Annotated in this window: 6 protein-coding genes; 3 read left to right on the top strand and 3 right to left on the bottom strand. The window is 59.7% G+C overall.

The genetic code is table 11. The annotated features are described in order from the left end of the window. Window positions 1-73: 73 nt before the first annotated feature. Window positions 74-1,222, top strand: a complete 1,149-nt coding sequence (locus ACIOU9_RS16100; protein WP_402697529.1) for an ATP/GTP-binding protein — start codon at window positions 74-76, stop codon at window positions 1,220-1,222. Between the two features lie 434 nt (window positions 1,223-1,656). On the opposite strand, the gene ACIOU9_RS16095 is transcribed toward ACIOU9_RS16100, so the two are convergent. Continuing rightward, a complete protein-coding gene (locus tag ACIOU9_RS16095; RefSeq protein ID WP_402697527.1) occupies window positions 1,657-2,436 on the bottom strand; it encodes a helix-turn-helix transcriptional regulator in 780 nt (259 codons plus the stop codon). Between the two features lie 85 nt (window positions 2,437-2,521). Between ACIOU9_RS16095 and ilvD the strand changes: the two genes are divergently transcribed. Next, complete coding sequence (ilvD, locus tag ACIOU9_RS16090) at window positions 2,522-4,441, top strand: dihydroxy-acid dehydratase (protein ID WP_105661080.1); 1,920 nt, start codon at window positions 2,522-2,524, stop codon at window positions 4,439-4,441. A 68-nt stretch (window positions 4,442-4,509) separates the two neighbouring features. Here ilvD and ACIOU9_RS16085 read toward each other — a convergent pair whose 3' ends face one another. Then, window positions 4,510-4,686, bottom strand: coding sequence for a hypothetical protein (locus ACIOU9_RS16085; protein ID WP_332498682.1), 177 nt, complete (start codon window positions 4,684-4,686; stop codon window positions 4,510-4,512). Window positions 4,687-4,824: 138 nt separating this feature from the next. Between ACIOU9_RS16085 and ACIOU9_RS16080 the strand changes: the two genes are divergently transcribed. Continuing rightward, on the top strand, window positions 4,825-6,444 hold the full coding sequence (locus tag ACIOU9_RS16080) for a hypothetical protein (protein WP_332498681.1): 1,620 nt from the start codon (window positions 4,825-4,827) through the stop codon (window positions 6,442-6,444). 283 nt (window positions 6,445-6,727) lie between these two features. Here ACIOU9_RS16080 and ACIOU9_RS16075 read toward each other — a convergent pair whose 3' ends face one another. After that, a complete protein-coding gene (locus tag ACIOU9_RS16075) occupies window positions 6,728-14,632 on the bottom strand; it encodes an LPXTG cell wall anchor domain-containing protein (RefSeq protein ID WP_402697525.1) in 7,905 nt (2,634 codons plus the stop codon). Window positions 14,633-15,287: the final 655 nt, after the last annotated feature.

The raw sequence follows: 15,287 nt of genomic DNA, 5'->3' as shown, positions 1-15,287 counted from the left end.
TATGCCTATAAGCTGATCCCAACAGAAATCGATTGACAGCGCTAATTGCGCGATAAGCCTGAGGAATGATTCCATGGCGAGTACTAAAACACCTGAGCAGCACATTGCTGTCTTCGGCGAAAGTGGTAGCGGAAAAACAGTTCTACTGTCCGCTTTATACGGAGCCGCGCAAGAACCGGAGTTCACCGAACGCAACCTCTATCGGATAGTTGCCGACGACTTTAAGCAGGGTGCAAAACTTCATAAGAACTACTTGGGAATGCGGGAAAAATCGCGCACACCGCTAGCCAACCGCTTCAATAACGAAACGTACTCATTCACTTTAAAGCTGAAAGAAAACAACGGACAAAACCATCCGAGCATCCCTTTCAATGCGCTCAGGCTCGTATGGCACGATTATCCAGGCGAATGGCTCAGCCACGGAGCCAATACTGAAGAAGAAGCCGAGATCCGCCTGAAGACCTTCAACGACTTGATCCGGTCGGACGTTGCCTTGATCCTCGTCGACAGTTCTCGACTCCTTGACGATGACGACGACATCGAGCGTTACCTCAAGTCCTTGCTAGGAAATCTCAAGAGCACCCTCCTATCACTTCAAGACGAATTGCTGCATGATGGCAAGAAGCTCGTCAGGTTCCCTCGAATCTGGATGTTTGCACTGACGAAATGTGACTTGCTGCCAGATTATGATGCGTATCGTTTTCGCGATCTTTTGATCGGTAAGGTCGCAGGCGAAATCGCAGATCTCCGGCAAATTTTGTCAGGGTTTGTCACTGGAAATGAAGCACTGTCTGTGGGGGAAGACTTCGTGCTGACATCATCAGCGAAATTTGAATCTGGCCATATCGATCTCGGTGATCGCGTTGGCATCAATCTGGTCCTACCCCTCGCTTCAGCGCTGCCAATGCAACGCCATCTTCGCTGGGCGAATGCACGTGTCCTGCCCGGCAAGGTTGCGAAAGAACTGCTAAATGGCGTAGGACTAATCGCTGCGGCGGTTCAACTGGTCCAACATCGATTCCCCAATCGCATCGCATCGCTATTTAATCATGTCCAGCCACAAGCTATGGCTCACGTAGCAAACATGGCGGATGAAGGTTTGGAGAAACTCCAGAAGAAGGCAATACAGAAGAAGGACTTTATCAGTGCCATTATTGCGGGTTTCCAATTAGAACTCTCACAAGCTGAATCTGACAAGGTATTGCTCAGGAGCCCACGTTGAGCGTCATTTGGGCCACACGGGGCAGGATTTGGGGATTTCGATTTCTTCGAGATGGGAGTCACGAAAAGCCTCTGGAATTCTACAATCGAGCGTTTTCTGAAGTCGACGACGAATTAGAAGTATTCCACCGAGACGCCGATTCCATAGCTATTCGTTTCGCTGATCCGCTGGACCGCAAGGACAGATCGGGCCGAGTCATTCCTCATGAATTTGTCCTCACAGGCGACGATATGAAGGGCATTTCGTGTCTCGATGATGTTCGATCCAAAATTTGGCCCGCCTTCAGCACGGAATACAGTGAAATTTGGGATAAGGATCTTTAAACGGAGCGTTCGGTTTCGGGACTAATTTGCAGTACTGGAACCGAATGGCAATGTGATGCGTTCTGTTACGAAGCTCTCCCTACGACAAACTCATTGCGAAATCGGTTCCATCTACAGCGGCGTGTACATCAACAAGGTCAGGTCCGAGGCTTCGGTAGGGGTCAGGTTGTGCTGCTCATAGCGGGTCAGGCCTTTAGCTGGGTGCCGGAACACCCGTTCACCAGTACGGAAACCGGCAACGTCCCGTTCATTCCAGATAGCGGCGAATTCCGGGGAGGCCGCCGAGACCCGGGCAACAATGCCGCTGTCCCCCGATGGGCTGAGCCATCCACGCGTTTCGGCACGGAAGCTTCCCACGAAACCGCGGCTTTGCACTTCCCAATCCGGGAGCATCTCACGCAATTGCGCATCGGTGAAAACGAGCCACAACAGGTTCCGATCTTCGCTGTCCAGTGAAGCCACCCGCGGATACAGCTGTTCATAGGCCTCATTCCAGCCCAGGATGGTCCAGTCGGCGGAGAGCAGGAAGGCCGGGAACTGCAACGCATCGAGCAAACGCTGCAGGGCTGGCGTCATGCCGCCGGTGCCAATGGGGTCAAGCTCACCGTGCCCTGCCAGAGAAAACAGGTACGAGGATTCCACCGGGGTGAGCCGGAACAGCCGCGCCAAGGACTGCAGAACCTGGCGCGAGGGATTAATGTCGCGGGCCTGCTCAAGCCAGGTGTACCAGGTAACAGAAACGCCGGCCAAGGTGGCGACTTCTTCGCGGCGCAGGCCGCGCACGCGGCTGCGTCCGATCTCCGGCAATCCATGGGAAGCCCTGTCAGCCCGGGCCCGGCGGTCCTTGAGGAACGCGGCGAGTTCTTCGCGACGTCTTTGACTTGGAGTCACGGGGTAAACCTCATTGCATGGTAGTAGTACTACTAGTATCGTCACCGTCTGGGTTTGAGGGCAAATATATGGTGAGATTTTAGGTATGACCACACTTCGTTCACACACTGTCACCCATGGCCGCAATATGGCCGGCGCTCGCGCACTGTTCCGCGCAGCCGGCGTGAACGGCGCTGACCTCGGGCGCAAGCCGATTATCGCTGTCTCCAACAGCTTCACTGAATTCGTTCCAGGGCACACCCATCTGCAGCCGGTAGGCCGCATTGTCTCCGACGCCATCACCGCCGCCGGTGGCATCCCCCGCGAATTCAACACCATTGCCGTGGACGACGGCATCGCCATGGGCCACGGCGGCATGCTCTACTCGCTGCCATCGCGCGACCTCATTGCCGACTCCGTGGAATACATGGTCAATGCCCACTGTGCCGACGCACTGATCTGCATCTCGAACTGCGACAAGATCACCCCGGGCATGCTGATGGCCGCATTGCGCCTGAACATCCCTACGGTCTTCGTCTCCGGTGGTCCGATGGAAGCCGGCCGCGCCACCCTGGTAGATGGCACCGTGCGCACCTTGGACCTGGTGGATGCCATCTCCGAGGCCGTGAACGAGAACGTATCGGATGCAGACCTGCTGCGCATCGAAGAGTCGGCCTGCCCGACCTGCGGCTCCTGCTCGGGCATGTTCACCGCCAACTCGATGAACTGCCTGACCGAGGCCATGGGCTTGTCCCTGCCGGGCAACGGCTCCACCCTGGCTACCCACACGGCCCGCAAGGACCTGTATGAAAACGCCGGCAAGCTGGTAGTCGATATCGCCAACCGCTACTACGGCGAAGACGACGAGACGGTCCTGCCACGCAGCATCGCCACCAAGAAGGCCTTCGGCAACGCCATGGCACTGGATATCGCCATGGGCGGTTCCACCAACACCATCTTGCACCTGCTGGCCGCCGCCCGCGAGGCCGGCGTGGAATTCGGCCTCGATGAGATCGATGAAGTGTCCCGCCGTGTCCCGTGCCTGGCCAAGGTTGCACCCAACGCTGCCGGCAACGGCACCATCTACTACATGGAAGATGTCCACCGTGCCGGTGGCATCCCCGCAATCCTCGGCGAGCTGCGCCGCGGCGGCCTGCTGGATGAAACCGTGCACACGGTTCACTCGGCAACCCTGGGCGAATGGCTCGATGACTGGGATATCCGCAGCGGCAAGGCCAAGGAGGAATCCTTCGACCTGTGGCACGCGGCCCCGGGCGGCGTGCGCTCCTCCACCGCCTTCTCGCAGTCCGAGCGGTGGGCGGCGCTGGACACCGATGATGCAGAAGGCTGCATCCACTCGGTTGAGAACGCCTACTCCAAGGACGGCGGCCTGGCCGTACTGCGCGGCAATATCGCCGTGGACGGTGCAGTGGTCAAGACCGCTGGCGTTGACCCTTCGATCTGGACTTTCTCCGGCCCGGCAGTGGTCTGCGAATCACAGGATGAAGCCGTCGAGAAGATCCTGAACAAGCAGGTGAAGGAAGGCGACGTAGTAGTCATCCGCTACGAAGGTCCCAAGGGCGGGCCGGGCATGCAGGAAATGCTCTACCCCACCTCGTTCCTCAAGGGCCGCGGCCTGGGCAAGGCCTGCGCACTGATCACCGATGGCCGCTTCTCTGGTGGTACCTCGGGCCTGTCCATCGGGCACGTCTCCCCCGAGGCCGCGTCCGGTGGCATGATCGCCCTGGTGGAAGATGGCGATACCATCTCCATCGATATCCCGACCCGCGAGCTGACCCTGAACGTCTCTGACGAGGTCTTGGCACAACGCCGCGAGCGCTTGATCGCTACCACCGGCTACCGCCCGAAGAGCCGCGAGCGCGTGGTCTCCCCTGCGTTGCGGGCCTACGCCGCCATGGCGTTGTCCGCTGACAAGGGTGCGGTCCGCGACGTGGATCGTGTAGAGCGTGCCATGCGCGAAGCCGATGAGCGTGAAGCCGCAGCCCAAAGCGCAGCCCAAATCTAGCCAGAAGGCTTGCCCCCTGCAGCCGGCCCGGATCTCTTATTCGCATAAGAGGTCCGGGCCGGCTCTGTTCATTCTCCTGCACTGTTGATTTCACGAAAACTTACGGAAGCTGCAATGCCTGTCAATGCTGTAATTGATCGTGTTAGAACTATTCGGTTGCAATTCACCGACGCACTTGCCATCGGCAACAACTCACCGATGGAAAGCGTGGCTTTTTCTTCCAAACGACTTTTATCCAGGCTCATCGTCTACATCTTTGAATCAACATTTCTGGTGCGCCGGACAGCGACAGATAGACTGATGCCGTCTTCACTCGGCTTCAATCCATTGTTCGGAGCCGTGCTTTTCACCGTCATGAACCACTCGCGTAGAAAGTCCGTTGAATGTCTAACCCAGAAGTTCCCGCACCCGATACCCCAGAATCCAATGGAAACAATGCGTCCAGTTCGGAATTGGCCTCGCAGGCGTCCGACATTGCATTGCTGGAGGTTGGTGACGGATATGCGATGCTTTTCGCGGATCATGCTCCAAAAGACGTTGATCTCTTCAGATTCGATTTACTGGGTGCGAACGTAAGTCAACACGTGATTGACCACTTTTCTATTGCAACCGGAGTAGGAAATCTCGCTGCTGCAGGTTTGAACCCATTGCCCCAACTCCAGGGCATCGTCCAACTTGCCCCGGAATCTTTGCAAATCTTGAACCAAGCCGGTAATTCTCTGATGCAGTCTGCGGGCCAGAGCATGGGCACGATAGTGAATAGCAGCGGAACCGTCGTTGCACAGGCCCGGTTCCTTCCCGTCGAAATGGCTCCGGCAGCCGCCTTGGGACCAGCCTTCGCTCCAGCAATGGTGCTTCTGGCAATTCAGCTCCAACTGGCATCCATCTCCCGCAAAGTCGACAAGAATATCGAACTAACACGAGATGTATTGCGCGCCATCCACGAGGATCAGTGGGCCAGCTTGATCGGACTGCATGAAACCAGTATTCGTGCGCTTCAGGAAGCAGACGCAGCAGGAACCGTCAACAATCATATCTTTGCCCCTTTGGCTACGCGCGAAGCGGATCTGAGCAAGTACCGAAACCTGTTTGCCGGCTTCGTAAAGAACCATGTTAAAAACCTCGACGGTAACGCCAGATCACGGCGAAGCTATGTCAAGCAAAATTTTGACCAGATCATCGCCGACTCCCACGGCATGTTGATGGCAGAATTTGCTTGGTACCGTGCTCAGGTACTGCGCGGAGTCCTCATCAGCCAGGACTCGCTGGAATCTGAGGCCACCGCTCGGCTACTTTCCCATCATGTCGAGAAAACGAAGTCCGAGCATGCAAAAGCAATGGGTGAAGTAACCAATCTACTGGCGGAAGTCGAAAGCCAAGTGCGTTTGCTCGCGCTCCTGCCAGCTGTCCGAAATCTTCCATTCACGGGTAAACGCCGCAGCCTAGACGACGCGCTTAACATGGCCGAAGCGCTAGCAACCGCCGTAGCTGACTTGCGCAACCAACTGCATTCTGGGCGAGAAACACTGGCCCCAGCAGTTCCGGTCTTCAAGGAAGGCACGCCGGACAAGGTGGCAGACATACTTACATGGGCACTCCCGGAAAACGCTCAATTGCTTGCCCTGGCGGATGCAAATCAAGAGAAGCTGCTCGCGAACAATGTTTACCTCGGAATTACCGATAACTATTTCTTTGTCGCTGACCAGAGTGACCTCATCAAAGAAGGCGCTATCGAAAGCGTGGTTCCTCTCGCAGATGTCCGTTACGTGCGGTTCGCGGAACGGACCAAGAAAGGCCCCAAGCTGGACATCATAACCAGGGACGAGAATTACTCATTCACATTCGATTCCTGGGCAAGCGAAGGCACGGCGCTTGAGGCAACTCAGCGGATGGCAAACGTCTTCGCTAGCGTGATGAATCTGCCTGCTGAAGAGCAACGGACAGATCCACTCATTGAGACCAGTGTGGAAGGCAAGGCGACGCGCGATCAGATCGAGTCCTAGGACTTTTCCGCCATCGGCCATCAGCCGGACGATATCCTCCACTTCGGTCGTTCCCAGCAGAAACCTCTTCAGCGGACGGTTCGCTAGTTAGATTCGCCGACGCAGCCCAAATCTAGCCAGAAGGCTTGACCATGGCAACAGGCCCGGACCACTTATGCGAATAAGCGGACCGGGCCTGTTCTGTTTCCAAGGCACTAGCCCCGAAGCAGCAGGGATTGTTCCCCGCACGCCGAATGCCGGCCCTGCCCCGAAAGGCCAGACCGGCATCCAGCTGGCGCGCGGACTATGGGTTCCGGCGACGGTACCGAAGCAGGATCAATGCTCCGGCGATAATCACCATCCCTGCAGCCCCTGCCAGCCACAACGAGCCCTGGTCAAGGCCGGTTGCCGCAAGCGGTGCTGGCGGGGCAGGTGGTGCTGCCGGCGCTGGCGGCGCTGGCGGAGCCGGAGGAACCGGTGGTGCCGGTGGCGCTGCCTGCGGAGCCTCGGAGCAAACTTCCACGTCCGCCGAATCCGAATTGTTCCCATCCTCGCCGGACTTCTCCGGTATCGAGGCCGTATTCGTCATCGTCTGGCACGTGCCGGCTACGCCGTCCAAGACCAGTTCGTACGTGAACTTCTTGCTCTGCTCTTCGGCCTTGACCGTGCCCAGTTCCCGCGGCTGGCCGGGATTGGTGTAGTCATCGAAGACCGTCACCATTTCATCGGTGGCCGAAGCCGCCTCGAATTCCAGCGGAGCCTTGGCACTGACCGTGCGGGTTGTCCCTTCCACGTCGGTCCAGCTGGCGTTCACCGTGTTCTCGTGGCCGGTGTAGTCGGCCTCGGCAACCGGTGAATCGAAGGTGCAGCTGTACTTCACGGTGCGGGTTTCCCCGGCCGCAAGCTCCAGCTTCCCCTCCGCCAATCCTTCGATGGAGCAGGTGGCCCCGTCGATGGATAGCTTGTCTTCCAGGAGCACTTGCGTGTCCTTGAAGTCATTCGGATTGGCCACGGTGATCTCACCGGTGACGGTGAAGTCCTGGTCTTCGTAACCCACCAGCATCGCCTGGACCGTGTACTTGGCCGTGGCTTGCCCGTCCGGATCAACCTCGAACTTCGTTTCCTTCGCGTCCTTGCGGGTCGACCAGTCGTAGTCCCGGACGTACCGGGCGTCGGCGCTCTTGGCGATCATCAGGCCCTGCTCGATGCACAGTTGCAGGTCCACCGAGGATTCGTCCTTGCCGTTGCCGTCGGTACTCTCATGCACTGCCGCGGTATTGGTGTATACCGTGCAGGTTCCGGCTTCAAGTTCCAGCACCTGTTCGTATTCGAACTGCATGGGAGCTTGCGGGACGTGGACTTCTCCGAGCACCTTCGGTTCGGCGCCAGGATCCATCATGTCGTCGGTGACTCTCACCGATTCGTCCGTGACTGCGTCGATCGTGAAGCCGATCGGTGCCTCGGCACGCACTTCGCGGTCATCGAAGGTGGCAATCACCGTATTGACTGCTCCTTCGAAGGCATCGGTGGTGAGCCAGCTAGCGAGGTCGCATTCATACCGGGCCCCCAAGTTCTCCCCGGCATCGAGCACGACCTGCAATCCAGCGGCCGCTTCATCGGCATCCTCCAGATCGATCCGGCAGCTGGTGCCAGCGGTATCGATCCGGTCTTCCAAGGTGGCGGTGATGGAACCGAAATCATTCGGGTTCTGCACCATCACTTCACCGGCCAGCCGCAAGTTCTGCTCAACGGCTGCGGTGTTGCGAGCCTGAACCCAGTAGTGCGCGGTGAAGGTTCCATCCCCGTTCGCGGTGAGCTTGCTCTGGTCGATCCGCTTCTCTACCTCCCATTCGTAATCCAGATCCACCAGTCCCTGCGCGGTCTTCTGCAGGCCCAGGGCCTTCTGTCCGCAGAGGGTGACGGTGGTCGAATCATCGGCCCCGGTCTGCTGGATCACCGCGGTGTTGGTGAACTCGGTGCAGGTGCCGGCCTGGGCCTGGTGGCGCAGGGTGTAGTCGAAGTCGACCGGGGTGCCTTCGGCATTCCAGATCGCTTCGCCCAGCACTACCGGCGACTCGGGGTTGGTCTTGTCATCGATGACGGTGACCTGCTGATCGGTTTCCGCATCCAGCAGGTAGTCCACCGGTGCGGTTGACGTGGCCACCGAACCCTCGCCCCAGGTTGCCGTAACCGTGTTGCTGCCGTGCAGCTGGCCGGGGGTGCCCGAGCAGCTGTAAGGCAGCTGCACCGTGGCGCCGGTTCCGTCGCTGCCCACCAGGACCGCGACTTGCAGGCCCCCGGTTTGCGGATCGGCGTCCTCGGCGTCGATGGTGCACGTGACCCCTTCGATGCTGATCTCATCGGTGATGGTGGCTACCGTCGAGGCTGCTGCGAAGCGGTTCGGATTCACCAGCACGATCATTCCGTGCACTTCATGGCCGGAATCCTCCGCTCCGTCCGGGATGGCCGACACGGTGTAGGAGAAGTCGGCGGTGCCGTCCTCGGCAACGATGGTTTCGGTGCGGTCAACCTTCTTCTCCAGGTCCCACAGGTAGGTCCGATCGAAGCTGGCTTCGGCATCTTTGGCAATCATCAGATCGAGCAAGCCGCATAGCTGCACGGTCGCCTCATCCCTCGGATCCTCCCCTGCCTGGATATCGACCCAGGCGGTGTTCGTGTAGCTCATGCATTCACCGGCCGGAGCATCATGCTCCAGCTGGTACTCGATGAGCACCGGCGAATCATCAATGTCCACGGTGCGCAGCAGCACCGGCTTCTGGGGATTCGACTGGTCATCCCAGATCTCGACCTGCCGATCGATGCGGGAATCAATGGCGAATTCGATGGGCACCTGCGTGCTCGATGCCCGGTCATCGCCCCAGCTGACCGTGGCGGTGTTGGTGCCGCCGCTGTAGGAGCCGGGATCGACTCCCGCCGAGACATCGCAGCTGTAGCCGACGGTGATTGTTCCGTTGGCCGGGATGCCCACCAGCGATTCAGAGGTGGTGCAGGTGACCGCGTCCAGATCGACCACGTCCTGGATCGTGGCGTCGATGCCCGTGTACTGGTTCGGGTTGGTGATGGTGATCTGGCCTTCCAGCACCCATCCCGAATCCTCGTACCCGGTGTTCTCTACCTTGACCACGTAGTCCACCGGTTCGCTGGCCGCCCCGTTGGTGGTGATCTCCTGGTCCTGGCCTTCGGCCAAGGCCTTGTCGATCTGCCATTGGTAGGTGCGGTCGTACGCGGCTTCGACGGTCTTGCTGATCTCCAAGGCCGCCTCGCGGCAGGCTTCGGCGAGCGCATTGTCCGTCGCGGTGAAGCCGTTATCGCCGGTGAGCGTGGCGACGTTCTCGAAGACCTGGCAGGTGCCTGCCTGATCCACGGTCCACGTCACCGAGTAGTCCCGGCTTTGCGGCCCATCGGCCACATCCACTGTCCACGCCGGATCGAACTCGTGGGCGCTGTCCGTGATGGTGACCGTGTCGTTCAGCGGCGTCTGGTTCCAATCCTGTTCCGAGATCCCCACGGTGTCCGAGTCCTGGCTATTGGCCGTGCTCAGCGCCTGGGCGTCCCAGTCCACGGTGGCGGTGTTGCTGCCTTCGTAGTCCGGCTGGGATGCGAAGGTGCACGAGTAGTCCATCACCCATTGGGCCCCTGCGGGGATCACCGTCTGGAAGCCGGCTTGCTCGGCGGACATGTCAGCCACCGCTTCGCCCTGCACCCCGGTGATCGTGCAGGCCACGTCCCCGCCGACATCGGCGAAGTCCTGCACCGTGACCGGCGCGTCCTGCCAGTCGTTCGGGTTGGCCAGCGTGATTTCTCCGCTCATCGCCCAATTGCCGTCCTCGTGGCCTTCGGGGGTCACGGTGATCCGGTAGTTCGCCGTGGCCTCGCCGGTACTCGGGTTGGCTGCCAGCGGTTGCCCGGAGAGCAGCTCCTTGTCCAGCGACCACAGGTAGGAGCGGTCGAAGGAGGTCACGACGTTCTTGGCGATATCCAGATCTGCTCCGGCGCACACCGTGGTGCTGGCCGAAGCCGTGTTCTCCTCGCCCTCGCCGGTGGCCTCATCGAGCACCGCGGTGTTGGTGTACTCGGTGCAGGTTCCGGCCACGCCCTGCAGTTCCAGGTCGTATTCGAAGGCCTTCGGCGATTCACCGGCCATGGCGGTGCCCAGCACCACTTCCTGGCCTTCAACGGTCTGGTCATCGGTGATGGCGACTTCGCCGTCGGTCAGCAGGGCCTGCTCGAACCCGAAATCGACGTCCGTTTCAGCCTGGCGTTCCTGGCCCCAGGCCACGGTTGCGGTGTTCGTGTACTGGGCGGTGATGTCGGTGTCCGCCGGGACCTGGCAGTTGTAGCCCAGGGTGGTGCTTTCCCCGTCACCGAGCACGAGCTGGAAACCGCCGGCGGTTTCATCCGCATCGGTGCCCTCGATGGTGCAGCTGGCCGACGGGATGGAGAGCACATCGGTGACCGTGGCCGCCAGGTCCCCGACTTGCGTGTTCGGGTTGCTGATGGTGATGGTTCCGGACACCTGCTTCGCGCTGTCCTGCGCTTCGCCGGCGGTGGCCACTACCGTGTAGTGCGCGGTGACCGTGCCGTTGCCGGCGACCGTGAATTCGCTGCGGTCCACCTGCTTGTGAAGCGACCAATCGTAGTCGCGTGCGTAGCTGGCGTCCACGTCCTTGGTGATAACCAGATTCTTCTGGTCGCAGATGCCCACGTCCTGCGAGTCCTCGATGTCCTCGCCGGCCAGATCCACCCACGCGGTATTCGTGAAGACCAGGCATTCATCGCGCGGCACTTCGTAGGTGATCTCGTAGCTGAAGCTCTGCGAGGCGTCGGCGTAATGGACCGTGCCCAGCAGTACCGGGTCCCCGGAAGGATCAGCCTGGTCATCCCAGACGCCAACTGATTCATCGGTGCTCTCATCCAGGGTGAAGTCGATGGGTACCGGCTGGCTCTCAGCCTCCATCCCATCACCCCAGGTGACCACCGCCGTGTTGGTGTTGCCGGTGTAATCGCCCTCCGCCACGGCCGATGCATCGCAGTTGTAGTCCACGGTGATCGAGCCGATGCGCGGCACCACCTGCTGCATGCCTTCCATCCCCGGATTCGAGTCCTCGGCCACGATGGTGCAGGCGGCCGAGAGGGTATTCTCGTCGCTGATCGTCACTTCGAGGTCTTCGAATTCGTTGGGATTGGCCACGGTAATGGATCCGGAAAGCTGCTGCCCGGAATCCTCGTAGCCGGTGTTGTCCACCAGCACCGTGTAGTGAACGGTAGCGGTTCCGTCTTCTTCGACGACGGCATTTGGCCGCTGGCCCTCGGCCAGCTGCTTGTCGATGCTCCACAAGTAGGTGCGGTCATAGGAGGCCGTCACGTCCTTGGTGACGGTCAGCCCTGCCTGGCGGCACGCTTCGACTTGGGCGTCATCGCTCTTGACCAGCTGGTTGCTGCCGGTGATCGTGGCGGTGTTCATGAAGCTCTGGCACGTGCCGGCCTCGTCCACGGTCCAGGTGTATTCATAGGTCCGAGTCTGCGGGCCATCGGAGTAATTGATGGTCCAGGCCGGATCGAACTCATGCAGCGGGTCGGTCACGGTCACCGTCTGGTTCAGTGGTGTCTGCGTCCAGTCGCCTGCATCCACCGGTACAACTTCGGTGGCGCTGCCCGAAGCGGTGGAGGCCGCGCTGGAGGACCACGTCACTTCGGCGGTGTTGCTGCCCTCGTAGTTCGGCTGCGATCCGAAGGTGCAGCTGTAGCTGAAGGTCAGCGTTTGGGAGGCATCCAGTGTTGCCTGGAAGCCCGGTGCGGCCGGATCGGCGTCCATCGTGTCCGGTTCGCCGGCAATGCCGACCACCTGGCAGGTTGCGTCCCCGCCCACATCGACCTGGTCGGTGACGGTCACGTCAATGGCTTGCCAGTCATTGGGGTTGGATACCGTGATGGTTCCGCTCATGGCCCAGTCGCTGTCCGAATAGCTTTCGGGAGTGACAGTGACGGAGTATTGCGCGGTGAATTCGCCGGTTTCCGGATCCGCGGTGAATGGCTGCTCGCCTACTGCGTCCTTGGCGATGCTCCAGTCGTAGCTGCGGTTGAAACTGGACACGACCAGTTTCTCGATGGCCAGATCCTGGCCGATGCAGATTTCCACGGTGGCATTGTCGGTCAGCGTTTCGCCGTCGTCTGCGGCGAGGCTGGCGATGTTCTGGTAGTCGGTGCATTCTCCGAGCACGCCGTCCCACTCGATGGTGTACGCGAAGGACTTCGGGCTTTCCCCGGCTGTAACGGTATTACCGCCGGCGATGCCCGAAAGGTCGATTTCACTATCGGTGACGGTGACTTCCTCGTCGGTCACCGTTGGCGAGACGGACGCGAAATCGTAGCCGGCCGAGGCGCTGGCTTGTCCATCGGTGCCATAGTAGGCCTCCGGGTCCCAGGTTGCGCTGACCGTGTTGGTGCCGGCGCTGGAGGCACTGGTTCCCTCGGGCAGGTCGCATTCATAGGTGAAGGAATTCTCGCCGGGCTGGATGGTCACCGGATTGGCGATCGGCGAACCGCCAGCGGAGATGACGCAATTGGCTCCATCAAGCTGGTCGGCCAGGGTGATCCCGGACATCGCCGTGTCATTCGGGTTCATCACGGTAATGGTGCCGGAGAGCTGGAAGTTGCTGTCCTGGGCCTCGCTGGCGGTGGCGACCACGTTGTAGTCGACGTCCACTCCGGTGGCCGTGGCCTTCACTGTGGCTTGCTGGCCCTGGGCCAGCGACTTGTCCAGATCCCAGTCGTAGTCGCGGTCATAGGATGCCTGCACATCCTTGTGGACCGTGAGCTCGTCGTAGGTGGTCTTCGTATTGGTGAAGGTACAGGTGACTTCATCGTTGTCGCCCAGCTCGAAGGTGATGGCCGAACCGCTGCGGATGGCGGCGGCGCCGGTGCAGGCGATCGAGGAAAGATTCCAGCCAGCTGGCAAGTCCTCTTCGGTGACGGTGATCGTAGCTGGCGCCACGGTGTAGGTGACGCTCTGCGGCAAGCTCGCGCCGGTATCGGAATCGGCACTGTCATCGAGGTTGAATGATGTCGAGTCGCCGAAGCGGTCCTCGGCGAGGGTGAAGTCGAAATCCGTGCCGTCGGCAGGAACCGCGTCCTTGATGACGGTTACGGAACCGGCTTGGACCGCACCGGCCTGGATCTGGTTGTCGCGTTGTCCAATGGACTTGCAGTTCAACGACGAGATCAGGACGTGGTACGGCGAACCGTTGATTGAGGAAGCACCGGTGCCCGGGCCGTGATCCAGCTCCGAGGCGATATGCGCATCGAAGTAGAGGGTGACGCTTGACTCGTCGCCTTCTTCTCCGTCGACCATCAATGTGATGAAGACGGTGTCGACGCGGTCGTTCCCGGCGCCTTCATCGACAGTCCAGCCGGTGATGTTCGCGCCGTCCACTGTCTCGTTGAGCAAATAGTCATAGGCCCATTTGCCGGCCTGCTTGACCTGGTAATTGATGACCAGCTCGTTTTCGCCTGCGGGCAATGTCATTTCCAAGCGCTGGTGAACCACACCGCCCTCATAGAGCCCGTCGTGGACATTGCCGTTGGCGAAGGCGGGCATCTCATCGGACTTCTGCATGAAGGTGTCGACCGAGCCGTCTCCTTCGTTGTACTCGCAAATCCGCGGAGCACCTGACTCAAGGGCAGCGGCCGTGATCGGCTCGCGGGCCGCTGTCGAGGACCCGGTAGAATCTTCCGATTCCGAAACTTCGGCCTTCGGCTGCGCAAGTTCCGGTGAAGCCTTGTCCACTGGCTTATTCTCTGTCTTGGGCGCAGCTGATTCCACAGGTTGCGCTTCGGGTGCCGGCTGCGTGGTTTCCACAGCTTTTGGCTTTTCTGGCTTCTGAGTTGCCGGTGCCGGTGCAGGGGCGGACTCAGGTTCGGCCGCTGCTTCTTCCTCTGGCGCCGAGGTCTTGGCGCTGTCTACTGCTTCAGCAGCTGGCTGTTCTTCCCCCGTGTCAGCCGTGGACGATTCGTCGGCTTCGGCCTTGGTTTCCTCCGCCGAGCCGGTGGCCAGGACCGATTCAGAGTTCTCCGGTTCAGTCCCCTGCTGTTTGGCCTCGACTTCTTCCCCAACAGAAGTTTCGGCAGCAACTGCCATGCCCGGAATGGTCATGACAAAGCACAAGGAAATCGACGAAATTATCGCCAAGCATCCTTTTAATAATCTGTTTAAAGCTGTTTTACGGCGCAAATTTGGCACAAGAGTGCCACGCCTTTGATGCCTAGACATTTCTCCCCCATACAAGAATGTCCTGAGTGGATCGCGCGGCGTGCAGGAGCGATCCACCCGAAAAAGAGCGAGCTATAGTAAGGCTTTGACCTCAGATAATGAAAGCCTGGCCCATGATTCAGCCACCCCATGTGGCTCAACTGCTCAGGATAAGTTCCCCAATGCATCTAAAGATGCGAAATGAATGCGAGTGTTTCAATTCGTCTTTAAATCCCCCAATTCAAGACAACGATATGCCGACATCCTACGCCGGCATTCGGCTTTGTGCCAGCAAATGGAAGGAAATAAATTTGGCTGAAAATGAAGCGATCGGTGCACTTCTTTGCCCATGGATTAAACGTGCTTGTCACCTGCCAAATTCACGATTCAGGCCCTAGCGGACAGCAATGAAGGTCGATGCTCTGCGACAGCGGCTTTGGCACCCCCGCTCGCCCGCGGCACCCGAAAGGCTTGGCAGAAACCGGCCTGGAACAATCCTGCCGACCCCGGGGCCAGTACAGAAGCAATGGCACTACGCCTCGGGAGCTCCACATCCACCGAAGAGCTCCGCGGCATCGAGCCCCGGAGACTGCCC

Source organism: Glutamicibacter sp. NPDC087583 (assembly GCF_044743685.1).
Classification (GTDB): domain Bacteria; phylum Actinomycetota; class Actinomycetes; order Actinomycetales; family Micrococcaceae; genus Glutamicibacter.
The sequence above is the reverse complement of the archived record's forward strand: the minus strand, read 5'-3'. Positions and strand labels throughout refer to the sequence as shown.